This is a genomic window from Burkholderia sp. FW306-1C-G01B, from assembly GCF_058781685.1.
Genome location: NZ_JBYSWZ010000008.1, coordinates 315480 through 337917, shown reverse-complemented (window position 1 = coordinate 337917; position 22438 = coordinate 315480). Strand labels below are relative to the sequence as shown.

The window sequence follows — 22438 nt, the reverse complement described above, 5'->3', positions numbered from 1 at the left end:
GCTGACGACTGAAATCGGAAAAACCCGGTGAATCATGGCGGTACGGGTATTGGTGGGTGAGGGTGACTTGAAAACTGTCACCCTTGCTGGTCGCCGTAGGCTGCCTGAGAAAAAAAGTTCCGTCAGCTACTTCCGATGTGACAGATCAGCCGCTCGAGAAATTTCCAGAAGTACGGTGAATTGATCAGTTGTGCTATGAGAAATAGGATTGCGCTATACATTGACTGGCTCCGTATGTTCTCGGGATACCTTCAACGGATCCTCCCTCGCGAAGGAGGGGCGTGCCGCCGGTCGACATGGTGGCGGCTTAGGTTTCCGAGATATGTGTGCGTCAGACCTTCAAGTGGCGGTAGACGGGTATTCCTGGGGAGCAATAAGGTCAGTCAGAAAGTCGCTCTCGGCTACAAGGTCCTGCGGTACCAGCGCGTATCCGCCCCACGTGATGAGCCAGAGCGAGAGGGCCGTGATGTCATCAATCACGTATAGTGAGTGCTGTCTTCCCTTGAAGAGGTCTTGGACGCGATCTGGATTGACCAGTGCTCCTTTGCGAATTTCTCTGTCGGTGTCTTCGCCGACGAATCCAAGCCAGGTTGTTTTGCAGCATGCGACCGATCGCGTCATGAGATTACCATCATCGTCAAGACCTAGCTCTGCGTGGAACCAATAGTAGTTGCGATTCTTTGCGGGTTGAGCGATCGTCGCGCAACGAATGCGTTCTTCTTGCGTAGCGAAGTGCTGCGCTCGGTTTTTCAGTCCCTTGACGCGCTCGAGAAAATAGTGATGGCGCTGCATGCCAAGCTTTTTTGCTGCGGCGTCCAGCGCTTGCATGTGCTTAATACCGAGCCTATCCTGAATTTTCTTCGCTTCCCTCTTGTACTTGGCTTCGTAGCGGGAAATGAATACTTCGGCTTCGATGTGCGGAAGAGCTGAAACGTGATCTGATGAGTTCATGACAAGTCCTTTCGTACGCGGCCATCTTCCAATAGCCCGCTCTAGCCGGAATGGCCACATTCAAGGATGTCTAGTCAAGAACCCAGAAACCGTTGCTCTCTAGGAGCGGTTTTGCCAGTGCGGGCGGCAGGTAGTCTGGACTACCTTGCGGCAAATATATCAACGAATGATTTCTGCCACAAGAGGTCGTGATGGAAGTGAGCGAAGTCTAGTCGGAGGCGATTTTGACCGAAGCGACGGCGGCCGCGCCGACGAAGATGGAACTGGCGACCGAAATCTACAAGCGGATGCGGACCGTGAAGGATGTGACCCGGAAGGACATCATCGAAAAGTTCATCGCCGAAGTGAGCCTGACGAAGGCCGGTGCGAGCACCTACTATCAGATAATCAAGGACAAGTACGAGCCGCAGGGTAAGAAGTGATGCACTTCCGGCAGCAAAAAGAAGCGGGCTCCCTTGGGAGCCCGAATCGTTTCGTTGTTGATCAGTCGAAGTTGAAACTCAACTGACCGGGTGCGGACCGCCAGTGCGAGCACACATGTTCCAGATGGCCGAAGCGAATCCGGGTGTAGTTACGCACGAAGACGGTCTTTGCCTGCTCGCGAGCGAGGTTGGGCATAAACCCCTCCATGTAAGGAGGTTGAAAGCGATTCTTGCCCTCAGCTCCCTTGTCGCGTAGACTACAAGGGTTATCTGCACGATAACTGTGGGTGACAGGGGCACGCCTTAACGCGCTGTCTTCTGCTCGCCGGCGCCCCCAACGTTTCGATCTCCTGGCCGAGATCAAGGTGTTGGGGGCGTTGTTTTTCCGGCCCGGCTACTGCGAGCTATGTAACCGGGGCCGAGTCATCTTCTTTTCATTCCTTCCCTTCGGGCGTGAAGCCCTTCCACCGCTTGATATATGCTGCGAGCATCGTTTGCAGCATCACCCAGTCGTCTGCATCGAGGCCTTTCGGAACAATAATCTTTGCGCCTTGCTGCTTCCCGGGAAGAGGGATTTCAAATCGCTCGACGTCTGGATCGTCGTCTTCCTGAGGCACTCTCCCCCCAGTGTCACTCGGTCGTTGTTCATCTTCAGTGGTTTTAGACGATTTCCTGCTGCCGTTGCTTTTGGGGGCTGCCGGCGCTTTGACGTGCGGCGATACCTCGATTCCACATTCTTTCGCGGCGGGGATGAAGAACGCGATGGTCTTCGTCAGCGTACTTCCGCTAATCCCGAGCTCGCGAAACTTCTCGGTCATTTGGCCGGTACTTGCGTGGCTCAGGTCAAATTCAGAGTCGTTGAAGAGGAAGTCGTATGACTCGCGCAGGATGGGGCCGAGCGTAGATTTCCGGGCGTCGTCATCGGAGAGGACAAACGGCTTGAAGTGATCTTTGGGTTTGCCGGTGTCATCGATGAAGCCCAGAAAGCGGAGTGCAGCGATGATTCCCGATTGCTGTGATCCAGAGGCTTTCGGCATCACGGTTTTGTCGATGCGTGCCGGTACCGTGCCTGCGTCTCGAAGCTTATTCAAGAACGCGATGAATGACCCGTAGGAGATGACGGGCGGTGTTGCGAGCTTCTCTTTGCTGCTAGCCATGTGATCTACCAGACGGGAGTGATCGATGGCGCTTAATCTACCATTGGTTTTTGGTGTTTGCAAACGGATTTCATCGCGGCGCGCCGATGATTGTCCAATGTTGTCCCCTCGGGATCAGACGTGTTCAGACTGATCATGCAAGCTATCCCCTTGTTGGTTGTCATCAAGCCATTGATTTTAATGAATTATTTTTAGTTTATCGTTTGTGAGGGACTTCGATGTGATTTCTTCTTGGTAATCGAGACGCGCCGAGATACATCGAAATGCACCGAGACGCACCGAGACGCACCGAGACGCACCGAAGCGTCCCCGCGTGGTGCAGGGTGCTCCCAGGGGGGCGGGGGACTCTGGAACGAATCGAAATCCAAGGAAGCTTCGGATGCTCTTGGAATAGTGCGCAAAGTAGCTTTGATTGACCGGATGGTAACGAGCTTTCGGTGGGGTTCGGTCGACGCCTGCTACGCCACGTGTACCAAGCTTGCGCAATCGGTTGATGTCAGCTGGCTTCTGCGCGAGCTATATCATCAGCTTCTTGATGTCGGTGCTGGCGTGAAAACTGGCATCGCAGTGAATCCCGCATGAACAGCGGTTCTTCGTGGAGCCGGGGGAAATTATGACGTGAGAACGCGCGTGATTAGTGGTTCAAATTAACGCGCTGGGGCTTGGGAAGCTGAGGTAATGGCCATTATACGACGCCCGCAGAACGGCGGATTGTACAGGGTTTGGCGTGGGGATGGCAAGCGGGTGGTTTGGGGCGGTGGCATCGAAACTGGCATGGCTGGATCGTGAGGCGGTGGCGCGTCGCCGAGAATGGTCGTCAACGATCGGCCAAAAACGGTCCGTCAACGCAATTTGCTCGATTGGTTGAAGCCGCAAATCTGGGGCCATTCCGCCGAGCCAGGGGGGAAGCACGCTTGCAGGCGAGTCGGTGTCGAAAATAGACGAGTCGGTGTCGGAAGCATACAAGCCCCGGTAACGCTTCCGAACTAACGTGACGGATCACTTACCCGATCGTTTGGAGCTGACATGTCCGATTTCATCACCGTTTTGCGCGAAACCTGCCCGACTCCGGTCCTTGACGCGACCAAGTGGAAGCGCATCGGCGGCGATCCGCACACCGTGAACCTCAACGCTTACGTCTCCAAGGACGGCAGCAAGATCATGGGCACCTGGATCTGCACCCCGGGCAAGTTCGAGGTGAACTACGAGAAATGGGAGTTCTGCCATTTCCTCGACGGCTACTGCATCATCACGCCGGAAGGCGAGGAGTCGGTGCACCTGAAAGCCGGCGATGTGTTCGTGATCGAACCCGGCATGAAAGGAACCTGGGAAGTGGTGGAGACGGTGCGCAAGTACTTCGTCTTCGCCTGAGCGGGTTTGTAGATTCGACCACGCATATCGTCGTCGTCCGGATACCTTCCCGGTTCGCGGCCTCTGTCATCGCGGCCCTTGCATGTTGCAAGGGCCCATACACATTTAAAACAAGATGACGCCCGCAGAACACGTGATTCGATACGGAACCACACCGAAATGGCAACGGGACGATTCTGACCGGTTGAACGGCTGCCGTGTTCGCCATATCGGTTCGCGGCATCTTCACCGTGATCCAGGCCGACTTCTCGGCGACCGTACAGCCGCGGCGGCGCGATCGCCGACACCGGTAACGAACGCCCGCAACCGGCCGCGCCAGCGCCTATGATGCAGCAGTCCGCCCACCGTTCCAGCGACAGCGCGTGAGAACCATCCGCATGCGCCGGACGCCCACCGGAACCCGACCATGCGCATCACCGCCATCCGCGAGCAACCGATCCCAGTCTCTCGCTACGCCGACCCGGCCATTCCCTCCGGCGGCCTGACGACGAGTGTCGTCGCGGTCGTCACCGACGTCGTGCGCGACGGCCGCCCCGTGACGGGCTACGGCTACGCATCGGTCGGCCGTTTCGCGCAGGGCGGCCTGATTCGCGAACGGTTCGCGCCGCGCCTGCTGGCCGCGGCCGACACGCTCGCCGACGAAGCCGGCACCAACCTCGACCCGTTCCGCGCATGGCGCGCGATGATGGCTGGCGAAAAACCCGGCGGACACGGCGAACGATGCGTCGCGGTCGGCACGCTCGACATGGCGATCTGGGACGCCGCCGCGAAAATCGCCAACCTGCCGCTTCATTGCTTTCTCGCCGACCGGCTCGCACGCACGGCAGCGCCATGCGTGCGCGTGTACGCGGGCGGTGGCTACCGCTATCCGCATGACGATCTCGCGTGCCTGTCGGACGAGATGCGCCGCATCGCCGATCTCGGCTACACGCATGCGAAGATCAAGATCGGCGGCGCGGATCTCGATCAGGACCGACGACGCATCGAAGCCGCCGCTGCCCAACTCGCCGACAGTTCGCATCTCGCGGTCGATGCGATGAACACATACGACGCGACGACCGTGCAAGCCGCCGCGACGATGCTCGCGCCGTTCGACCTCTGGTGGTTCGAGGACATCTGCGACCCGCTCGACCTACCGCTCCAAGCGGAGCTTGCCGCGCGATACTCACCGCCGATCGCGGCCGGCGAAGCGCTGTTCTCACTCGCGGAAGCGAAGCTGCTCGACCGCTACGGCGGCCTGCGCAACGACCGCGACGTGCTCGTGTTCGATCCGGTGCATTGCTACGGGCTGCCGGGCTATCTGCAGATCGTCGACCACTTCGTGTCGCGCGGCTGGCGGCGCGACGCGTTCTGGCCGCACGGCGGCCACCTGTTTTCGCTGCACGTCGTTGCGGCGCTCGGGCTCGGCGGCGCGGAAGTCAATCCGTTCGCGTTCCATCCGTTCAGCGGACTGGCCGATGGCGAAACCGTCGACGTCGGCTACGCACGCGTACCGCAAGCACCCGGCATCGGCTTCGAACTGCATGCCGACGCGCACAACGCGTTTCGCAAGCTATCGGGCCGCTGACGCCTGAAGCGCATCAAGCGCGAAACGCACCGCGAAGCCGAGCATCATCGCCGCGACGAAGAAATCGAGCACACGCCACGCGAGCACGCGAGCGAACCATGCGCGGCACGCACGCGCGCCATAGGCGAGCATCAGGAACCACGCGAGCGAAGCCGTCATCGTGCCAATGGCGAACTGCGCCGGCATGCGTGCGAAGGCGCGGATTTCGACGAAGGGCTGCGTGCGTTTGCGGAGCGGCGCGCGCCGGTGTTTCGCGGCGTCTAGGCGTTCAGGTGTTCGCGTGGCGCGGCGTTGAGGTGCGACGGCGGTATGCGCTACACGCCGCCGATCGCGTGCACGCCGACGAGCAGCAGCGCGCCCGCCGCGATCAGCAGCAGCGCGTGAATGCGCGAGACCATCAAGCACAGCGTCGATGCGACCGCGATCGCGCGTGCTGGCCAGCCGCCGTCGAGCGACTGCAGCAGCACCCACACCGACGCGAGGATCATGCCGGCCGCGACCGGACGCAGGCCGGCTTCGAGCGCGATCTGCCAGCGCGCGCCCTGGTGTCGCCGCCACAGGTGCGCGACGCCGTAGATCAGGAACGCGGTCGGGCCGAACAGCGCGAGCGTCGCGATCACCGCGCCCCAGAAGCCGGCCACCTGCCAGCCGATCAGCGTTGCCAGCAGCGAGCCGGGGCCGGGCGCCATCCGCGCGATCGCGAAGTCGTTCACGAACTGCGTGGCGGTCATCCAGTGATGCACGTCGACGATCTGCCGCTGGAGGTCGGCGATGATCGTCTGTCCGCCGCCGATCGTCGCGATCGACAGCGGCGCGAACACGCCGAACAGCGCGGCGTAGCGTTGCGACGCGGTCATGGCTTGTCGCTCCGGGCGGGCGTGATGGCCGCGCGGCGGTATTCGAGCGCGACGCTCAGCGTGCCGCCGATCAGCACGGTCCATACGAGCGGCCAGTGCAGCACCGCAACCGACACGAAGGTGAGCGTCATCACCGCGAACGGCAATGCGCGGCGCGGCAGCCGGCGCACCGCCGTGATCGCCATCGAGATCGACAGCCCGATCGCCGCGGCCGCCGCGCCGGCGAGCGCGACATGCGTGAGCGGGAAGCGCGTGAGGGTCGAGAACGCGACGCCGAACAGCACGATCAGCACGGCCGGCGGCGCGATGATGCCGGTGAAGCCGGCCACCGCGCCGCGCCATCCGGCGAGCCGGTAGCCGATCCAGATCGCGAGGTTCTTCACGTTGACGCCCGGCAGCGCCTGCGACAGCGCGAGGCCGTTGAGGAACGCCTCTTCGTCGAGCCAGCGCCGCTCGTGCACGAAGTCGCGCATCATCCGCCCGCTGAGCCCGCCGCCGAAGCTGGTCAGGCCGATCTGCGCGAACGCGACGAACAGCGCGAGGACGCCGGGCGGCGGCGCATCGCCGGTGGGCGGCGCCGGCGGGGTGGTGGCGGAGGGAGAGGGCATCGTGCGAGCGGCGCGTGGCGATTGGGCGGGCGCCCATGTTAGCAAGCGGCGCCTGTCAGCACGCTGACATCGGTGCGGCGTTGGCGCGACGAAAACCCGTAACCGATCCGATGAGCACGATGCGGCGCGCAACCGCACGGATTCGAACCGGCGCCGCTATGCTCGCACGACCGTCACGCCCGCGGCCTCGATCGGCTTCGTCAGCGCGGCTTCGGTTTCCTTCTCGACCACGACGGTTTGCGCGAGCGTGATGTCGCCGATCACGAACTGCGACGCCGCGCGCAGTTTCGACTGCGACGCGAGCACGACCGTCTCGGCCGCGCGTTCGGCCAGCGCGCGCTTGATCGCCGCTTCCTCGAAATCGCCGGTGCTGAGCCCCGCGACCGGATGCACGCCCGTGACGCCCATGAAGTACAGGTCCGCATGGATGCGCGCGATGCCTTCCATCGCTGCGGCGCCGACCGCGACGATCGAATGCTTGTAGAGCCGCCCGCCGATCAGGATCACGTCGATCGACGGATGCGCGGCCAGCGCGACGGCGACGCTCGGGCTGTGCGTGACGATCGTCGCGCGCAGGTCGGCCGGCAGCTGGCTGACGAGCAGCGCCGACGTCGTGCCGCCGTCGACGATCGCCACTTGCCCGGGCGCGATCATCTGCGCGGCCCGCCTTGCGATGCGCCGCTTTTCCGCCGTTTCGAGCACCTCGCGCTGCGCGAACGGCGCGACGGCCGGCGACGCCGGCAGCGCGCCGCCATGCACGCGCTGCAGCAGGCCTTCGGCCGCCAGCTCGCGCAGGTCGCGGCGGATCGTGTCTTCGGACACGCCGAATTGCGCGCTCAATTCGACGGCCAGCACCTGGCCGTCGTGCGCGAGCGCGTCGAGGATCGCTTTCTTGCGTTGCGTCGTCAGCATCGTGTTTGCACGAAATTTCTTGAAGTTGCACGAATTTGCACGTTACCATGGGCGCCGTCCTTTGTCGAATGGGAGGCTGCGATGGCTGCAACGCGGGACCGCGTGCGCATCGTCGATACGACGGTGCTGTCCGATGACTGGTATGTGCTGAAGAAGGTGACGTTCGACTTCCTGCGCCGCGACGGAACGTGGCAGCGCCTGAGCCGCGAGACCTACGACCGCGGCAACGGCGCGACCATCCTGCTGCGCAATGCCGGCACGGGCGACGTGCTGCTGACGCGGCAGTTCCGGATGCCGGCGTTCGTCAGCGGGCACGACGGGATGCTGCTCGAGGCCGCTGCCGGCCTGCTCGACGACGCGACGCCCGAAGCACGCATCCGCGCGGAGGCCGAGGAGGAGACCGGCTATCGCGTGCGCGGCGTGCGCAAGGTGTTCGAGGCGTTCATGAGCCCTGGGTCCGTGACGGAGAAGCTGCATTTCTTCGTCGGCGAATACGATGCGTCGCTGCGCACCGGCGACGGCGGCGGCGTCGCGGAAGAGGGCGAGGATCTCGAGGTCGTCGAGATGCCGCTGCAGGCGGCGCTGGACGCGGTCGAGCGCGGCGAGATCGTCGACGCGAAGACGATCATGCTGTTGCAGTACGTCGCGCTGCGGGAAGCCGCCGGCGCGCGTACGGCATGACGCCGCTGCTCGTGCTGGTCGCCGGCCCCTATCGCAGCGGCACGGACGGCGACCCCGCGCGCATCGCCGCGAACCTGCACCGGCTGGAAGCGGCGGCGCTCGCCGTGTATCGCCGCGGGCATGTGCCGATGATCGGCGAGTGGGTGTCGCTGCCGCTCGCGGTCGCGGCCGGGTCGCGGCAGGTCGGCGACGAGATCAGCGAGGCGTTCCTGTATCCGGCCGCGCACCGGCTGCTGCGGCGCTGCGATGCCGTATGGCGGATCGACGGCGTGTCGCGCGGGGCCGACGCGGATGTCAACCTCGCGCGGCGACTCGGCAAGCCGGTCTATTTCGCGATCGACGAGATTCCGGTCGCGCGAGACGATTCGGATCGCTGAGCAGGTGGGGAGGCGGGCGGATCGCGACGTCGCCCGGGCTTCGCTGCGTCGGCTGCAGCGGGAAAAGCCCGGCGCCACGCGGAATCACGACGTTGCGATCGCGTCGTGCCTTTGTATCGCGCATGCTGCTCGGCACCCGAACCGGCGTATGATCGCGACGCCGCCCGCGTACCGTTCGACGTTACCGCCGCCCCATCATGCCGCTCCCCGATTCCGACGACTCCACCGCTGCCGCCGCGCAGCTTCCCGCCGATCTCGTCGCTGCCGCCGTTGACGCGCTCGCGCGCGCCGACGCGTTGCTCGTGACGGCCGGCGCGGGCATCGGCGTCGATTCCGGGTTGCCCGATTTTCGCGGCACGGACGGCTTCTGGCGTGCGTATCCGGCGCTGCGCCACGAGCGTTTCGAATTCCACGAGATCGCATCGCCGCACGCGTTCCGTGAGCGTGCGCAGCTCGCGTGGGGGTTCTACGGGCACCGTCTCGCGCTTTACCGCGCGACGGTGCCGCATGCGGGTTTCGCGATCCTGCGTCGCTGGATCGACGCGATGCCGAATGGCGGCTTCGTGCTGACGAGCAACGTCGACGGCCAGTTCCAGAAAGCCGGCTTCGATCCGACTCGGATCGTCGAGATCCATGGCTCGATTCACGCGATGCAGTGTCTGCGGCCCTGTTCGGACGACACGTGGGACGCGGCGCCGTTCGTGCCGGACGTCGACGAAGCCACCTGCCGGCTGGTCGGCGAAGCGCCGCGCTGCCCGTACTGCGGGGGGCTCGCGAGGCCGAACATCCTGATGTTCGGCGACACCGGCTGGCTCGGCGCGCGCTACGACGCGCAGGAACATGCGCTGGAAGACTGGATTGCGCGGGCCGGGCGCGTCGCCGTGGTCGAGATCGGCGCGGGCACCGCGATTCCGACCGTGCGCCTGTTGAGCGAACGGCTCGGCGCCGACGTGATCCGCATCAACGCGCGCGAAGCGCATGCGCGCCGTGCGGACGTGATCGGGTTGAAGGGCGGTGCGCTGGCGACGCTGACCGCGCTCGACCGCGCATGGCGCGGCGGCTGAACGCCGCGCCGCGGACCGACCGGCGACGGTCGGGGGTTACGGCCGGGCGACGAGCGCCTGCACGAGCGACGGCGCTTGCGGCGAACCGAGACCCGTCACGTAGTCGTAGCCGCCCGCTGCGTTGCAGACGCTGCCGCAATTGCCGTTGGACCCGGTCGTCACGTCGTGAAAGTCGCTGCCATATGCGGTTTTCCCGACCATATAGAGCGAGTCGTAGGTGCCGCTCAACCGGCTCTTGCCGGCCGCCGCGCGCAGCGAATTCGCGATCGCGACGAGCGCCGACCATTGCGGCGCGCCCGCGCTCGTGCCGCCGACCTGGAACCAGCCCGCCTGCCCCTGGTAGGTGACCGAGTCGTACACCGCGAAACCGCTGGACGGATTCGCGTCGTAGCTGACGTCGGGCACGCCGCGCTTGCCGGCGACCGGAACCGGCCACGCGGTCTGGCCGGCCGGCTCGGCCTCGACGGTGCTCACGCCGCCGCCGCTGCCGCTCCACGCCGCCTCGCCGACGTAGTTGCCGTACGTATCGATGGACAACGTCGTGCCGCCCACCGCCACCACGTACGGCGACGCGGCCGGGTATTCGGTCCCGGTGCCGCTGTCGCCGGACGACGCGACGAACGTGACGCCCGCGACGTTGAAGTGGCTGTCGAAGCCGGTCTCGCTGCCGAACTCGCTGCCGCCGAAACTCATCGACACGACCGACGCGCCGCGCTTGACCGCGACGTCGACCGCGGTCAGCAGGTCGGTGAAGCTGGCCGACGCGGCCTCGACGAGCATGATCTTGGCCTTCGGCGCGATCGCATGCACCCATTCGACGTCGAGCGACATCTCGAGCGCCCAGCCCGAATCGGCCCTGGGCCGTGTCCCGCGTGCGTACACCTTGGTGAAACAACCGTTCGACGACGTGCAGGCCGGCAGCGAGAACGCGTTGCTGAACACGCCGAGATCGGCCTCGATCTTCGGGTCGTCGTACGCGTCGACGATCGCGACGACCATCCCGTCGCCCTGGTTGGCGATCGTGTCGAACCCGTACGCGTGTCGGGCGAGCGCGGGCGTGAGGCCGGATATCGAAGCCGTGCTCGCGCGCGGCTTCGTGTGGAACGGCGGGCGCGCGTATCCTTTCGGCGCGCGGTTGCCTTCGACGTAGGACGGCGGTCCGTTGCCGTCGGCGAGCGCGACGCTCGATGCGAGCAGCGACGCACACAGCGCCGAAATCAACATGAATGACGGGCGGATATTGTTCATTTTTCGAGTCTCCATGTCGATGGAGTGGGTTGGCGGAACAAGTCTACAAAATCGGCGAAGTCAATTGCATGGAATATCGGCCGGATACGGGAATGTCTGATAAGGGAAACTACGCGGAATCCCCGTGAAATATGGGATTTTCAAGGTTGGCGCGCAGCGGACGAAGCGGCTTTACCGATTTTGAAAATGCGGATAGATAATCAATCTGTTTTTAATTGATTTGTAATGTCCTGCGTAATGCATCGGAAAATATCGAGTGCGGCGGATTCGCGGGAATAATGAAATGCATCGTGCCCGTGCGACACGATCCGGCGTACGACGGCCCGCTCCGCCGGCGTTGCCGCCGCGGCGCGATTCCGCATACAGTTCAGCGTAGGCCGCATCCGCCACGCGGCGTCGTCAGCGAGGAGTGCCCTTGTTCTATTCGATCGTCGCGATCTTCGTCGGCGCCGGGCTCGGCGCGTTGCTGCGCTGGTTCCTGAGCCTCGCGCTCAACGAATTCTTTCCCGAGGTGCCGCTCGGCACGCTCGCCGCGAACCTGATCGGCGGCTACGTGATCGGCATCGCCGCCGTCGTGTTCACGACCCGCGTCGGGCTGCCGCCCGAGTGGCGGCTGTTCGTGATCACGGGCTTCCTCGGCGGGCTCACGACGTTCTCGACCTATTCGGTCGAAGTGATGACGCATGCGTTGCAGGGCGAATTCGGATGGGCGTTTGCGGTGGCTGCCCTACACTTGACTGGATCGTTCGCGCTGACGGCGCTCGGCATGTGGACCGCGCGCGTGGCTCGCGGCGGCCTGAGCGTGCCGCCATCGGAGGGAGCGATGGACAGGGTGTTCTTGCGTTTCTATGTGCACGAGCAGCACCGGCTGCACTGGAAGCCGCTGTGGGAATGGCTGCTGGAGGAGGCGAACCGGATGGGCGTCGCGGGCGGTTCCGCGTTTCGCGCGATGGCCGGCTTCGGTCAGCATCGCGTGCTGCACGAGGACCGCTTCTTCGAGCTGCAGGGTTCGCTCGCGATCGAGGTCGAATTCGTCGTCACCGAGGACGAAGCGCAGCGTTTGCTCGAACGGTTGTCGCGCGAGAAAGTGCGCGTGTGCTACGCGATGATTCCGGCGCGCTTCGGCGTGATCGACACGCTCGTCGCGCCGCCGGCGCAGGGGCCGGCGGCGTAGGGGCAGCGTCGGTCAGATGCCGAAGATCGTCAGCGACACGGCGGCGCGCGTGACGATCATCAGCAGCACCTGCACGATCACGAACAGCAGGATCGGCGACAGGTCGATGCCGCCGAGGTTCGGGATGATGCGGCGCAGCGGGTTCAGGAACGGCGCGGTGAGCTGGTAGAGGATCGGCATCGCCGGCGAGCGCGGATTGAGCCACGACAGCAGCGCCATCAGGATCGTCATCCAGATCACGAGGTTGAGTGCCCACTTCACGACGGTGAGCAGCGCGACCACGACGAGCGTCGGGATCACCGCGGCCGGATCGAAGCCGGCCATCACGACCATCAGCACGACGTAGACGAGCGCGGTCAGCAGCGCGGCGACGACGCTGGCCCAGTCGATGCCGCGTACGCCCGCAATCACGCGGCGCAGCGGCAGCACGAGCCAGTTGGTCGCCTGCAGCACGGCCTGCGTGACGGGGTTGTACGGCGGCACGCGGACGGCCTGCATCCAGACGCGCAGGATCAGCGCGGCGCCGAACAGCGTGAAGACGGTATTGAGCAGAAAACGGGCGATCTCGCCGAACATCGTTGGCATCCTTTTTATACAGTCGAGTAGCGTGCGGCCGCCAACGCCGGATGGCGGCGCATCGGCCGACACCTTATCACGCCTCGTCTTGCGACGGGGAGGGGTGCGCGGCCGTGCGCGCGAGCGACGTTTCGACGGCTTCGGCGAGCGCCGGCAGCGACGCCGGCGGCGCGGCACGCTTCGCGGCGAGCGCGACCGCACGGCGCGTCATCAGCGCGTACAAAGTCGCGTGATCGCCGCCACGCGCTTCGAGCAGCGCGAGCTGGCGTTCGACGATGCCCGTATCGCCGCGCGACACCGGGCCGGCGAGCGCGTTCGCGAGCCCCTTGTCGCGCGCGGTTTCGATCGTGCCGGCGAGCATCGGCAGCAGTGCGCGCAGCGCGGCTTCCTCGTCGAAACCGAGGCCGCGCCACAGCTCGACCGCTTCCGACAACCCGCACAGCGCGAAGCTCGCCGCGTAATGCGCGGCTGCGTGATAGAGCATCCGGCCGCCGGCCGGAATCGACAGCGGATGGCAGCCGAGTGCGGCAGCAAGTCGTATCAGCGTCGCGTGCAGCGCGCCGTCGGCTTCGATCGTGACCGAGCAGCCGTCGATGCGTGCGAGGTCGGCGTCGGTGCCGCCGAACAGGTAGAGCGGATGGAAGCCGCCGGTGGCCGCGCCTTGCCGTTGCGCCGGATCGAGCAGCGCGACCGCCGACGCGCCGCTGCAGTGGACGACTGCCTGACTGGCGGCGCGCGATGCATCGAAGCGGAGCGCCGCGGCGGTCGACGCGAGATGGTCGTCGGGAACCGTCAGGAAGATCAGGTCGGCGGTGTCGGCGACCTGCTGCGGCGTGTCGACGGCCCGGCAGCCGGCGATGCGCGCGGCGAGCGCCGCGGCCGATTCGGGCGTGCGGCTCGCGATCGCGACAACGGGAAAGCCGGCCTGCGCGAAGCGCTGCGCAACGCAGCGCGCGAGGCGGCCGGCGCCGATGAAGCCGAGACGGGGTGTGTCGGGAAGAGGCATGGCGGCGGACGTAAGCGAAAACGAAGCAGCCGCCAGTATCGCAGGAATGAAGGTGTGGTCGTGGAAGGTCGATTGCCGCGCGGACGCATGTGTTCATTACCGGCGTGCGGCACGATTCGCACGCGTATTTGTGTCCGCGTTACGGTTGAATTCCGATCGATGAATCCGACCCCGAAACATGTTGCGCGCGCGTTCCTCGTGAATTGTCGGCGTCCTGTTTCAAATTTGTAATCGTTCATTACGTGCGCGTGCCCGCTGCGCGTGCCGTATCCGGTAAGACTGACCGGCCGTCGCGTCGCGCCCCGACTCGTCGGACGGAATCGCGCGACCTGCAAGGGTCGCCGCAGGCCGCGGAAGCCACGCCGCACGGCGGCTCCGGCCGCCTGCAATTGCAATTTGCAACAAATGCGAAACACGCGAGAGGCGGGTTTTCGCTACATTGCTTGCATGCGACGTGCATGCCCGCCGTTGCCGACAGGAGCGCATAAAATACCGCTCCAGCAGGAGAATCGAAGTGAAAAAGCTCATTCCGTTCATCGCCGCCGCCGCGCTGGGTCTGGGTGCCGCAAGCGCCGCGCAGGCTCACGTGTCGATCGGGGTCGGCATCGGTATCCCGGTCGCGCCCGCGTATCCCGTTTATGCGCCGCCGCCGCCCGTGTACTACGCGCCGCCGCCTCCGCCCGTGTACTACGCACCGGCACCGGCCTACTATGCGCCGCCGCCCGCCGTGGTCGTCGGCGGCTACGGCGGTTACTACGGTCGTCCGTACTGGCGTCATGGCTACGGCGGCTGGGGCCATCACGGCTACTGGCGTCGCTGATCCGTCCCGCGCGGCCTGACCGCGCGTGGCAAAACGGCGCAACGCCCCGCGAGGGGCGCTGCGCCGTTTTTTTATTGGTGCCGTCGCTCGACGCGCGGCCCGTGCAGGCCGGCTTCGCTTACGCCGCGTGCGCGATCAGGTCGCGGTAGCCGCCGACGATCACGCTGTACGAGAAATACGCGAACAGCAGCGCCGACGCGACGTGGCACGCGCGCATCAGCCCGGCGCCCGCGCGCTTGCGGCCCTGGCTCGCGAGCGTGCATATGAAGAGCGTCCACGCGAGGCCGCCGAGGAAGAAGCCCGACAGGAACACCGACGCGGTGACCGGCGTGGTCGCACCGGCTTTCGCGATCAGCGCGCCGCCGACCGCCGCGAACCACAGGATCGCGCTCGGCGACGACATCGCGAGCAGCATCCCGCGCAGGAAACTGCGCCGCGCGCTTGCGCGCGGCGGCGGTGCTTCGTCCGCGTCGTCGTCGGCCGCCCTGGCCGGCGCCAACGCTTCGCGCGTCATCTTCCACGTGAGGAACAGCAGCACGGCGCCGCCGCCGATCCAGACGATCCAGCGCACGGCCTCGAACTGCAGCAGCACGGCCATCCCGGCGAGCGCGAGCGCCGCGTAGAGGAGATCGCCGACGCACGAGCCGACGCCGAGCCAGAAGCCCGGCCGGAAGCCGTGCGACAGCGTCAGCGACAGCATCGCGACGTTCACGAGGCCGATATCGAGACACAGCGACAGCGACAGGAAGAAACCGTCGGACAGCATCGAGGCGGGAGGAAAGCTCATCTTCGTCGTTCTTGTGGTGGGTGCGATGCACGGGCCGGCGGGCGCCGGCCACGGCCTCAGAGTCCGATCTCCTGCCAGAGCCGGTCGACGCGCGCCTTCACGGCCGCGTCCATCTCGATCGGACGGCCCCATTCCCGGTTCGTCTCGCCGGGCCACTTGTTGGTCGCGTCGAGCCCCATCTTCGAGCCGAGGCCGGCAACCGGCGACGCGAAGTCGAGATAGTCGATCGGCGTGCTGTCGACCATCACCGTGTCGCGCACGGGGTCGACGCGCGTCGTGATCGCCCAGATCACTTCCTTCCAGTCGCGGATGTTCACGTCCTCGTCGACGACCACGATGAACTTCGTATACATGAACTGCCGCAGGAAGCTCCACACGCCGAACATCACGCGCTTCGCGTGGCCCGCGTAGCTCTTCTTCATCTGGACGATGGCCATCCGGTAGCTGCAGCCTTCGGGCGGCAGGTAGAAGTCGGTGATCTCCGTGAACTGCTTCTGCAGCAGCGGCACGAATACCTCGTTGAGCGCGACGCCGAGCACCGCGGGCTCGTCGGGCGGTTTGCCCGTGTAGGTCGAGTGGTAGATCGCGTCGCGGCGCATCGTGATGCGCTCGACGGTGAACACAGGGAACCACTCCTGCTCGTTGTAATACCCGGTGTGGTCGCCGTACGGCCCTTCGAGTGCGTGTTCGTACGCGGCGGACGCGTTGCCGGCCGGCCGCGGCGGCGCGCCGGCCGGAGCGGGAGCAGGGGTGCCGTCCTGCGGATGGATGAAGCCTTCGAGCACGATCTCCGCGCGCGCGGGCACCTGCAGCGTGTCGACGCCGGGCGTCAGGCACTTCGCGAGCTCGGTGCGGCTGCCGCGCAGCAGGCCGGCGAACTGATATTCGGACAGCGAATCGGGCACGGGCGTCACCGCGCCGAGCGTCGTGGCCGGATCGGCGCCGAGCACGACCGCGACCGGATACGGCTTGCCGGGGTTCTGCAGCGCGAATTCGCGGAAGTCGAGCGCGCCGCCGCGATGCGCGAGCCAGCGCATGATCAGCTTGTTGCGGCCGATCAGCTGCTGGCGGTAGATGCCGAGGTTCTGGCGCGACTTGTTCGGACCGCGCGTGACCGTCAGGCCCCACGTGACGAGCGGCCCCGCGTCGCCGGGCCAGCAGGTCTGGATCGGCAGCTTGTGCAGGTCGACGTCGGCGCCTTCCCAGACGATCTCCTGGCACGGCGGCGACGACACCGACTTCGGCGCCATGTCCCAAACGGCCTTCGCGAGCGACAGCAGCTTGCCGGCGTCCTTCAGGCTTTTCGGCGGGTCGGGCTCCTTCAGCGCGGACAGCAGGCGCCCGAGATCGCGCAGCGAGCCGAGCGCAGCATCGTCGCCTGCATCGACGCCCATCCCGAGCGCGACGCGGCGCGGCGTGCCGAACAGGTTGCCGAGCACGGGAAACGCATGGCCGGGCGGCGCGTTGAACAGCAGCGCAGGGCCGCCGGCGCGCAGCACGCGGTCGCACAGCTCGGTCATTTCGAGCACGGGCGACACGGGTTGCGTGACGCGCCGCAGTTCGCCGAGCGCCTCGAGGCGCTGGATGAAATCGCGTAAGTCTTTGTATTTCATGAAGAAGGTCCGGGCCGCCCGGATGGCGGGCGACGGTGGGCGGGCGCAGCGGCCGGCTGCGGCCCCGAATCGACCGACGATTTTACCCGGGCCGTCGCGTGGACGCCCGGCCGAGAAAAAAGTCGATCGCGCGCAAACCCCCTACGGCACGGGGTTCCCGATCTGAAGGGCGGTTTTAAATTACTTTTTGTTATGATTTTGAGATTTTATAGTGTTGACGATCTATAAAACCCTGCTAGAATCCGCTCACATTGGTTGCAGGGTAAAAGGCTTCGAGCCGCCAATCACCGATCTTTGACGCAGCGCGTCACCGTCCGCCGAATCCTGCACGGCGTATTCGACGGCCTTAGTCGTAGTCCCAGCCAGCGCTACCAGACGCTGGTTTTTTGCGTGGGTGCCACCGCGTATGCCCGTCTCGCCCAGTGTGCGAAGGCGTCGGCCTTCTTACACCGTGGCCTCGAACGGTACTTATACCGTTTCCCCGATGCTTGCACGTCCCAACCAAGGCGTGCGGCGTCGTGATTCCGCGGCGCGTTTCTGTCTCGCCATCGAGTTGAGCGAGCCGCACGAGTCATGTTCATGGGAGATGATCTGAATGAACGCTTGGTTATCGTGGCGTCCCACTGAGCAGCATGCGCAAATCGTGCGCAACATGCTGCGTCGCGGGACGCGTGTCAGTCACCATCTATTCAGCGTTGTCGGCTGTCTCGCTGTCGCGGTTGCACTTGCACTGTGGCTGCTGCCAACCGTGCGCGGCACGCTTGCCGCGAAGCTGATGCCGGTCGTATCCGCGGCCGTGCAGGCCGGGCCTGCTCGTTTGCTGTCCGGCCATCCGCTGCCGAACTTCGCGCCTGCCGGCGCGCAGCCGCAGCAGGAAGAGAGTCCCGAAACGGACGCGCTTGCGGTCGGCCTCGATGTCGCACCGGAAGCCGCCGCGCAGGGCGACGCGTCCGATCCGGCCCGCAACGGCCCGTCGCCCGTCGCGCTCGCGAAACTGATCCCGACCCAGCGGGTGCCGGCCGACGCGCGCGACGATCGTGCGCTCGCGTCGAACCGCGAACAGGCGCTCGTCGCGACCTATCTGTCGCGCCGTTACCGCATCGCTCAGGAGCCGCTCGGCCAGCTCGTCAAGGCCGCGTTCCAGACCGGCCGTGACGTCGGCCTCGATCCGCTGCTGCTGCTGTCCGTGATGGCGATCGAGTCGGGCTTCAACCCTTACGCCGAAAGCGGCGTCGGCGCGAAGGGCCTGATGCAGGTCATGTCGAAGGTCCATTCCGACAAGTTCGAGTATTTCGGCGGCACCGATACCGCACTGCAGCCGCTCGCGAACCTCCAGGTCGGCGCGCTCGTGCTGAAGGACTGCATCGCCCGCGGCGGCTCGCTCGCGAACGGCCTGCGGCTGTACAACGGCTCGACGAACCCCGACGACAACGCATACGGCGCGAAGGTGATGGCCGAGCGCGGCCGGCTGCGCGACGTGTCGCGCGGCCGCAGCGTGCCGGTCAATGCACCGCAGGCGCCGGCGAAGCCGATCGTCACGGCCGCTGCCGTAACGGCATCGGCAGGCGGCGCGAAGCGCGTGCGTGCGACGCTCGAAACCGCGACGTCAGCGAAGACGACGGCGTCGAAGGAAACGTCGCCGCAGGACGACGCGAGCGTCGATACCGCGAAGCAGGCGCACGGCGACCATTCGGAGCTCGGCGCGTAACCTAACGCTACCGCGCGGTTCCGGCCGGCAGGAAATGAGAAAGGCACCCGATGATCCGGGTGCCTTTTCCTTTTGTGGCGTGTGTAGCGGCCGGTGTGCCGGCTGCGGCGTCAGTGCTGCCCGAACAGCGTCGCGAGCCGATCGACCGCCTCTTCGAGCCGCGTATAGGCGGTCGCATAGGACAGTCGGATATAGTCGCGCGGCGCGTGGACGCCGAAGTCCATGCCGGGCACCAGCACGACGCCGGCGTCGTGCAGCATCGCCTGCGTGAGCGCGGCGCTGTCGCCGGCTGCCGGGTGGGCGACGCCGCCGCAATGCGCATACACGTAGAACGCACCGTCCGGCATCACGGGAACCGTGAAGCCGAGCCGTTCGAGCGCCGGTGCGATGAAATCGCGGCGGCGCTTGAATTCGAGCCGGCGCGCCTCGTAGATGTCGAGCGTGGCCGGTTCGAAGCACGCGAGTGCCGCGTGCTGCGCGAGTGCGGACGGGCAGATGAACAGGTTCTGCGCAAGCTTTTCGAACGTGCTGACCAGCGCGGGCGGCACGACGAGCCAGCCGAGCCGCCAGCCGGTCATGCTGAAATACTTCGAGAAGCTGTTCACGGTGACGACGTCGTCGCCGAACGACAGCGCCGACACGGGCGCCGCGTCGTAGCTGAGCCCCTGGTAGATCTCGTCGACGATCGTGAAACCGCCGCGTGCGCGCACGGCTGCGACGATCCGCTTCAGTTCGTCAGGCTCGAGCGACGTGCCGGTCGGGTTCGACGGCGACGCGAGCAGCACGCCGCGCGTGCGGTCGCCCCAGCGTGTGCGGACGTCGTCCTCGGTGAGCTGGAAGCGCGCGTCCGGGCCGCTCGGCACGAGCACCGCGCGGCCTTCGGCCGCCGCGACGAAGTGCCGGTTGCACGGATACGACGGGTCGGGCATCAGCACCTCGTCGTCGCGGCCGACGAGTGCGAGGCACGCGAGCAGCAGCGCGGCCGACGCGCCGGCCGTCACGACGATCCGTTCGGGGCTGATCGTGAGGCCATACGCGCGCGCGTAGTGCGCGGCGATCGCCTCGCGCAGCGGCGCAATGCCGAGCGCGCTCGTGTACTGCGTGACGCCGCGGCGCAGCGCGGCCGCGGCCGCTTCGACGACAGGCTCCGGCGCGGTGAAATCCGGTTCGCCGATGCCCATGTGGATAACATCGCGCCCGGAGGACTCGAGCCGCTGTGCCTCCTTCATCAATTCCATCACGTAGAAGGGCTGGATCGCGTCGACGCGTGCGGCGAGCGTGACAAGCGAATCGGCGGTGGTATTCATCGGTCGGGCGGGGCGGGGGAGAGAATGAAAAACGGGCGCTTGCGCGCCCGTGGACAAACAAACGGTATCAGCCGTTGCGGCGCGCCTGCGTTTCGGCGGGGCGCAGCTTCGCGGCGAGCTTGTCGAGCACGCCGTTCACGTACTTGTAGCCGTCGGAGCCGCCGAACGTCTTCGCGAGTTCGACCGCTTCGTTGATGATCACGCGATACGGCGTTTCGACGTGGTGCGTGAGCTCGAACGTCGCGATCAGCAATACGGCGCGTTCGACCGGCGACAACTGCTCGATCGGGCGGTCCAGCGACGGCGTCAGCGCTTCGACGAGTGTCGCGTGCTCGCGGATCACGCCGTGCAGGATGGCTTCGAGCAGCTCCTTGTCAGCCTTGTCGTAACCGAGCGCGCCGCGCAGTTGCGCGTCGATCTCGCCGGAGGGCGCGTTCGACAGCAGCCACTGATACAGGCCCTGCGTCGCCAGCTCGCGCGATTGTCGGCGGGCGCTCTTCTTCATGCGCGCTCCTCTTCGCCGTCTTCGTCCTCTTCTTCGTCCTCGTCATCGTCGCCGAGCTGGTCGAGCGCCATCGTCAGGTTGGCCATCTCGACGGCGACGCGCGCGGCGTCACGACCCTTTTCGGTCATGCGCGCGACGGCCTGCTCGTCGTTTTCGGTCGTCAGGACCGCGTTCGCGATCGGCAGGTTGAAGTCGAGGCCGATGCGGGTGATGCCCGCGCCGCTCTCGTTCGACACGAGTTCGAAGTGGTAGGTCTCGCCGCGGATCACCGCGCCGAGCGCGATCAGCGCGTCGAACTGGCCGCTTTCTGCCAGCTTCTGCAGCGCGAGCGGGATTTCCAGCGCGCCGGGCACCGACACGAGCAGCACGTCTTCACCGGTGACGCCGAGGCGCTCCAGTTCTTCGACGCACGCGTCGGCGAGACCGTTGCACACGGGTTCGTTGAAGCGCGATTGCACGATGCCGATACGCAGGCCGTCGCCTTCGAGATTCGGTTGGTATTGTCCGATTTCCATGATCTTGTCCGTGGTGTGGATGAACGGTTATAGGGCGAAAGCGCCGTGGCGGGTTACGCGTTGGACGCCGGGCAGGACTTGGCTTCGCCGCCGGGCATCGGAATGAAGCCCGTGACTTCGAGGCCGTAGCCGGACATGCTGCCCAGCTTGCGCGGATTCGACAGCACCTGCATCTTGCCGACGCCGACATCGCGCAGGATCTGCGCGCCGATGCCGAACGTCTTGAAATCGACCGGCCGGCGCTTCAGCGCAGCGGCCTTTTCTTCCTCGTCGAACGCCTTGAAGACGTCGATCAGGTGTTCCTTCGTGTCGCCGCAGTTGAGCAGCACGATCACGCCGAGGTCGCGCTCCGCGATCTCGCGCATCGCGGCGTCGAGCGTCCACGAGTGGGTCGACACGCCGGTTTCGAGCAGGTCGAGCACCGACAGCGGCTCGTGCACGCGCACCGGCGTATCGACGTCGGGCGACGGCGCGCCGCGCACCAGCGCGATGTGCGGCGAACCGCTCGGCTGGTCGCGGTACAGCACCGCGCGGAACGTGCCGTGCGCGGTCTGCATCGTGCGCTCGGCGATCCGCTCGATGATCGATTCAGTGCGGCTGCGATAGTGGATCAGGTCGGCGATCGTGCCGATCTTCAAACCGTGTTCCTTCGCGAATTCGATCAGGTCGGGCAGGCGCGCCATCGTGCCGTCGTCCTTGATGATCTCGCAGATCACCGCGGCCGGCGTGAGGCCCGCAAGCGCGGTGAAGTCGCAGCCGGCCTCGGTGTGGCCCGCGCGCACGAGTACGCCGCCCGGCTGCGCCATGATCGGGAACACGTGGCCCGGCTGCACGATGTGCTCGGGACGCACGTCGTGCGCGACCGCCGTGGCGATCGTGTGCGCGCGGTCGGCGGCCGAGATGCCGGTCGTCACGCCTTCGGCCGCTTCGATGCTGACCGTGAACGCGGTGCCGTATTGCGTGCCGTTGCGGTAGGTCATCAGCGGCAGGTGCAGCTGCTTGCAGCGTTCCTGCGTCAACGTCAGACAAACCAGGCCGCGGCCGTACCTGGCCATGAAGTTGATCGCTTCCGGCGTGACGAATTCGGCGGCGATCACGAGGTCGCCCTCGTTTTCGCGGTCTTCTTCGTCGACCAGGATCACCATCCGGCCGGCTTTCAGCTCGGCGATGATGTCGAGCGTGGAGGCGAGCGTCATAAGGGGGCGAGAAAGA

Annotated in this window: 24 protein-coding genes and 3 pseudogenes; 11 read left to right on the top strand and 16 right to left on the bottom strand. The window is 65.8% G+C overall.

Features of this window, described 5'->3' with window-relative positions:
• Positions 1-339 precede the first annotated feature (339 nt).
• Positions 340-951, bottom strand: a complete 612-nt coding sequence (locus tag AC3WLY_RS18575) for a hypothetical protein (RefSeq protein WP_492310611.1) — start codon at positions 949-951, stop codon at positions 340-342.
• Between the two features lie 230 nt (positions 952-1181).
• On the opposite strand from AC3WLY_RS18575, the pseudogene AC3WLY_RS18570 reads away from it, so the two are divergent.
• Positions 1182-1373 (top strand): annotated as a pseudogene (locus AC3WLY_RS18570) (hypothetical protein); the annotation flags it as partial.
• Between the two features lie 61 nt (positions 1374-1434).
• Here the strand turns inward: AC3WLY_RS18570 and AC3WLY_RS18565 are convergent.
• Together AC3WLY_RS18565 and AC3WLY_RS18560 are read right to left on the bottom strand one after the other, a co-directional pair.
• Positions 1435-1569 (bottom strand): hypothetical protein, encoded by a 135-nt coding sequence (locus AC3WLY_RS18565; RefSeq protein WP_257791888.1) that lies wholly within the window; start codon positions 1567-1569, stop codon positions 1435-1437.
• A 238-nt stretch (positions 1570-1807) separates the two neighbouring features.
• On the bottom strand, positions 1808-2530 hold the full coding sequence (locus AC3WLY_RS18560; RefSeq protein WP_492310610.1) for a DUF5343 domain-containing protein: 723 nt from the start codon (positions 2528-2530) through the stop codon (positions 1808-1810).
• A 1026-nt stretch (positions 2531-3556) separates the two neighbouring features.
• Here AC3WLY_RS18560 and AC3WLY_RS18555 point away from each other — a divergent pair.
• A complete protein-coding gene (locus AC3WLY_RS18555) occupies positions 3557-3901 on the top strand; it encodes a cupin domain-containing protein (RefSeq protein ID WP_047900015.1) in 345 nt (114 codons plus the stop codon).
• A gap of 406 nt (positions 3902-4307) precedes the next feature.
• Positions 4308-5468, top strand: a complete 1161-nt coding sequence (locus AC3WLY_RS18550; protein ID WP_492310609.1) for an enolase C-terminal domain-like protein — start codon at positions 4308-4310, stop codon at positions 5466-5468.
• Here AC3WLY_RS18550 and AC3WLY_RS18545 read toward each other — a convergent pair.
• Positions 5454-5627, bottom strand: a complete 174-nt coding sequence (locus AC3WLY_RS18545) for a LysE family transporter (RefSeq protein ID WP_310137180.1) — start codon at positions 5625-5627, stop codon at positions 5454-5456. The two genes, AC3WLY_RS18550 and AC3WLY_RS18545, sit on opposite strands and share 15 nt — an antisense overlap.
• A gap of 12 nt (positions 5628-5639) precedes the next feature.
• Here AC3WLY_RS18545 and AC3WLY_RS18540 point away from each other — a divergent pair.
• Positions 5640-5732 (top strand): annotated as a pseudogene (locus AC3WLY_RS18540) (methylmalonyl-CoA decarboxylase); the annotation flags it as partial.
• Between the two features lie 50 nt (positions 5733-5782).
• On the opposite strand, the gene AC3WLY_RS18535 reads toward AC3WLY_RS18540, so the two are convergent.
• The 3 genes from AC3WLY_RS18535 to AC3WLY_RS18525 form a co-directional block, all read right to left on the bottom strand.
• Positions 5783-6325: a chromate transporter gene (locus AC3WLY_RS18535; protein WP_492310608.1), complete on the bottom strand. Its 543-nt coding sequence runs from the start codon at positions 6323-6325 to the stop codon at positions 5783-5785.
• On the bottom strand, positions 6322-6933 hold the full coding sequence (locus tag AC3WLY_RS18530; RefSeq protein ID WP_175962596.1) for a chromate transporter: 612 nt from the start codon (positions 6931-6933) through the stop codon (positions 6322-6324). The genes AC3WLY_RS18535 and AC3WLY_RS18530 overlap by 4 nt, the downstream gene beginning before the upstream one ends.
• A gap of 156 nt (positions 6934-7089) precedes the next feature.
• Positions 7090-7845 (bottom strand): DeoR/GlpR family DNA-binding transcription regulator, encoded by a 756-nt coding sequence (locus tag AC3WLY_RS18525; protein ID WP_175962597.1) that lies wholly within the window; start codon positions 7843-7845, stop codon positions 7090-7092.
• A gap of 81 nt (positions 7846-7926) precedes the next feature.
• Here AC3WLY_RS18525 and AC3WLY_RS18520 point away from each other — a divergent pair, with 81 nt between their 5' ends.
• The 3 genes from AC3WLY_RS18520 (at position 7927) to AC3WLY_RS18510 (ending at position 9967) form a co-directional block, all read left to right on the top strand.
• A complete protein-coding gene (locus tag AC3WLY_RS18520; RefSeq protein WP_175962598.1) occupies positions 7927-8526 on the top strand; it encodes an NUDIX domain-containing protein in 600 nt (199 codons plus the stop codon).
• Positions 8523-8903: a DUF4406 domain-containing protein gene (locus tag AC3WLY_RS18515; RefSeq protein WP_425131263.1), complete on the top strand. Its 381-nt coding sequence runs from the start codon at positions 8523-8525 to the stop codon at positions 8901-8903. Before AC3WLY_RS18520 ends, AC3WLY_RS18515 begins: the two co-directional genes overlap by 4 nt.
• A 197-nt stretch (positions 8904-9100) precedes the next feature.
• A complete protein-coding gene (locus AC3WLY_RS18510) occupies positions 9101-9967 on the top strand; it encodes an SIR2 family NAD-dependent protein deacylase (protein ID WP_492309641.1) in 867 nt (288 codons plus the stop codon).
• 36 nt (positions 9968-10003) lie between these two features.
• Here the strand turns inward: AC3WLY_RS18510 and AC3WLY_RS18505 are convergent, their stop codons facing one another.
• Entirely contained in the window at positions 10004-11191 is a 1188-nt protein-coding gene (locus tag AC3WLY_RS18505) for a S53 family peptidase (RefSeq protein ID WP_492309642.1), read from the bottom strand.
• Positions 11192-11630: 439 nt separating this feature from the next.
• Between AC3WLY_RS18505 and crcB the strand changes: the two are divergent.
• Together crcB and AC3WLY_RS18495 are read left to right on the top strand one after the other, a co-directional pair.
• A pseudogene (crcB, locus tag AC3WLY_RS18500) lies at positions 11631-12015 on the top strand (fluoride efflux transporter CrcB).
• 23 nt (positions 12016-12038) lie between these two features.
• Complete coding sequence (locus AC3WLY_RS18495; RefSeq protein WP_425131261.1) at positions 12039-12389, top strand: DUF190 domain-containing protein; 351 nt, start codon at positions 12039-12041, stop codon at positions 12387-12389.
• Between the two features lie 12 nt (positions 12390-12401).
• Here the strand turns inward: AC3WLY_RS18495 and AC3WLY_RS18490 are convergent, their stop codons facing one another.
• Together AC3WLY_RS18490 and AC3WLY_RS18485 are read right to left on the bottom strand one after the other, a co-directional pair.
• Positions 12402-12965 (bottom strand): YggT family protein, encoded by a 564-nt coding sequence (locus AC3WLY_RS18490; protein WP_072436135.1) that lies wholly within the window; start codon positions 12963-12965, stop codon positions 12402-12404.
• Positions 12966-13041: 76 nt separating this feature from the next.
• A complete protein-coding gene (locus AC3WLY_RS18485) occupies positions 13042-13971 on the bottom strand; it encodes a Rossmann-like and DUF2520 domain-containing protein (RefSeq protein WP_175962603.1) in 930 nt (309 codons plus the stop codon).
• A 514-nt stretch (positions 13972-14485) separates the two neighbouring features.
• Here AC3WLY_RS18485 and AC3WLY_RS18480 point away from each other — a divergent pair.
• Entirely contained in the window at positions 14486-14791 is a 306-nt protein-coding gene (locus AC3WLY_RS18480; protein ID WP_027783774.1) for a hypothetical protein, read from the top strand.
• A gap of 118 nt (positions 14792-14909) precedes the next feature.
• On the opposite strand, the gene AC3WLY_RS18475 is transcribed toward AC3WLY_RS18480, so the two are convergent.
• Both AC3WLY_RS18475 and AC3WLY_RS18470 read right to left on the bottom strand, forming a co-directional pair.
• Positions 14910-15578 (bottom strand): LysE family translocator, encoded by a 669-nt coding sequence (locus AC3WLY_RS18475; RefSeq protein WP_492309640.1) that lies wholly within the window; start codon positions 15576-15578, stop codon positions 14910-14912.
• 56 nt (positions 15579-15634) lie between these two features.
• The gene (locus AC3WLY_RS18470; RefSeq protein ID WP_310137157.1) at positions 15635-17191 is read right to left on the bottom strand and encodes a UbiD family decarboxylase; all 1557 of its coding nucleotides are present in this window, start codon (positions 17189-17191) and stop codon (positions 15635-15637) included.
• A 595-nt stretch (positions 17192-17786) separates the two neighbouring features.
• On the opposite strand from AC3WLY_RS18470, the gene AC3WLY_RS18465 reads away from it, so the two are divergent.
• Complete coding sequence (locus AC3WLY_RS18465) at positions 17787-18899, top strand: lytic transglycosylase domain-containing protein (protein WP_175962606.1); 1113 nt, start codon at positions 17787-17789, stop codon at positions 18897-18899.
• A gap of 110 nt (positions 18900-19009) precedes the next feature.
• On the opposite strand, the gene AC3WLY_RS18460 is transcribed toward AC3WLY_RS18465, so the two are convergent.
• The 4 genes from AC3WLY_RS18460 to ribBA form a co-directional block, all read right to left on the bottom strand.
• On the bottom strand, positions 19010-20206 hold the full coding sequence (locus AC3WLY_RS18460; protein WP_175962607.1) for a pyridoxal phosphate-dependent aminotransferase: 1197 nt from the start codon (positions 20204-20206) through the stop codon (positions 19010-19012).
• 67 nt (positions 20207-20273) lie between these two features.
• On the bottom strand, positions 20274-20711 hold the full coding sequence (gene nusB, locus AC3WLY_RS18455) for a transcription antitermination factor NusB (RefSeq protein WP_072436128.1): 438 nt from the start codon (positions 20709-20711) through the stop codon (positions 20274-20276).
• Complete coding sequence (ribH, locus tag AC3WLY_RS18450) at positions 20708-21226, bottom strand: 6,7-dimethyl-8-ribityllumazine synthase (protein WP_226195572.1); 519 nt, start codon at positions 21224-21226, stop codon at positions 20708-20710. The genes nusB and ribH overlap by 4 nt, the downstream gene beginning before the upstream one ends.
• 53 nt (positions 21227-21279) lie before the next feature.
• Entirely contained in the window at positions 21280-22422 is a 1143-nt protein-coding gene (ribBA, locus tag AC3WLY_RS18445) for a bifunctional 3,4-dihydroxy-2-butanone-4-phosphate synthase/GTP cyclohydrolase II (protein WP_034182948.1), read from the bottom strand.
• Positions 22423-22438: the final 16 nt, after the last annotated feature.

What these genes read in the sequence shown, in the direction of transcription:
- AC3WLY_RS18485 (WP_175962603.1), bottom strand. Translation starts at nt 13,971, where the DNA reads ATGCCTCTTCCCGACACACCCCGTCTCGGCTTCATCGGCGCCGGCCGC.
- AC3WLY_RS18560 (WP_492310610.1), bottom strand. Translation starts at nt 2,530, where the DNA reads ATGGCTAGCAGCAAAGAGAAGCTCGCAACACCGCCCGTCATCTCCTAC.
- nusB (WP_072436128.1), bottom strand. Translation starts at nt 20,711, where the DNA reads ATGAAGAAGAGCGCCCGCCGACAATCGCGCGAGCTGGCGACGCAGGGC.
- AC3WLY_RS18505 (WP_492309642.1), bottom strand. Translation starts at nt 11,191, where the DNA reads ATGTTGATTTCGGCGCTGTGTGCGTCGCTGCTCGCATCGAGCGTCGCG.
- AC3WLY_RS18525 (WP_175962597.1), bottom strand. Translation starts at nt 7,845, where the DNA reads ATGCTGACGACGCAACGCAAGAAAGCGATCCTCGACGCGCTCGCGCAC.
- AC3WLY_RS18555 (WP_047900015.1), top strand. Translation starts at nt 3,557, where the DNA reads ATGTCCGATTTCATCACCGTTTTGCGCGAAACCTGCCCGACTCCGGTC.
- AC3WLY_RS18465 (WP_175962606.1), top strand. Translation starts at nt 17,787, where the DNA reads ATGAACGCTTGGTTATCGTGGCGTCCCACTGAGCAGCATGCGCAAATC.
- AC3WLY_RS18575 (WP_492310611.1), bottom strand. Translation starts at nt 951, where the DNA reads ATGAACTCATCAGATCACGTTTCAGCTCTTCCGCACATCGAAGCCGAA.
- AC3WLY_RS18495 (WP_425131261.1), top strand. Translation starts at nt 12,039, where the DNA reads ATGGACAGGGTGTTCTTGCGTTTCTATGTGCACGAGCAGCACCGGCTG.
- AC3WLY_RS18520 (WP_175962598.1), top strand. Translation starts at nt 7,927, where the DNA reads ATGGCTGCAACGCGGGACCGCGTGCGCATCGTCGATACGACGGTGCTG.
- AC3WLY_RS18475 (WP_492309640.1), bottom strand. Translation starts at nt 15,578, where the DNA reads ATGAGCTTTCCTCCCGCCTCGATGCTGTCCGACGGTTTCTTCCTGTCG.
- AC3WLY_RS18515 (WP_425131263.1), top strand. Translation starts at nt 8,523, where the DNA reads ATGACGCCGCTGCTCGTGCTGGTCGCCGGCCCCTATCGCAGCGGCACG.
- AC3WLY_RS18545 (WP_310137180.1), bottom strand. Translation starts at nt 5,627, where the DNA reads ATGACGGCTTCGCTCGCGTGGTTCCTGATGCTCGCCTATGGCGCGCGT.
- AC3WLY_RS18470 (WP_310137157.1), bottom strand. Translation starts at nt 17,191, where the DNA reads ATGAAATACAAAGACTTACGCGATTTCATCCAGCGCCTCGAGGCGCTC.
- AC3WLY_RS18535 (WP_492310608.1), bottom strand. Translation starts at nt 6,325, where the DNA reads ATGACCGCGTCGCAACGCTACGCCGCGCTGTTCGGCGTGTTCGCGCCG.
- ribH (WP_226195572.1), bottom strand. Translation starts at nt 21,226, where the DNA reads ATGGAAATCGGACAATACCAACCGAATCTCGAAGGCGACGGCCTGCGT.
- AC3WLY_RS18510 (WP_492309641.1), top strand. Translation starts at nt 9,101, where the DNA reads ATGCCGCTCCCCGATTCCGACGACTCCACCGCTGCCGCCGCGCAGCTT.
- AC3WLY_RS18530 (WP_175962596.1), bottom strand. Translation starts at nt 6,933, where the DNA reads ATGCCCTCTCCCTCCGCCACCACCCCGCCGGCGCCGCCCACCGGCGAT.
- AC3WLY_RS18550 (WP_492310609.1), top strand. Translation starts at nt 4,308, where the DNA reads ATGCGCATCACCGCCATCCGCGAGCAACCGATCCCAGTCTCTCGCTAC.
- AC3WLY_RS18460 (WP_175962607.1), bottom strand. Translation starts at nt 20,206, where the DNA reads ATGAATACCACCGCCGATTCGCTTGTCACGCTCGCCGCACGCGTCGAC.
- ribBA (WP_034182948.1), bottom strand. Translation starts at nt 22,422, where the DNA reads ATGACGCTCGCCTCCACGCTCGACATCATCGCCGAGCTGAAAGCCGGC.
- AC3WLY_RS18490 (WP_072436135.1), bottom strand. Translation starts at nt 12,965, where the DNA reads ATGTTCGGCGAGATCGCCCGTTTTCTGCTCAATACCGTCTTCACGCTG.
- AC3WLY_RS18565 (WP_257791888.1), bottom strand. Translation starts at nt 1,569, where the DNA reads ATGCCCAACCTCGCTCGCGAGCAGGCAAAGACCGTCTTCGTGCGTAAC.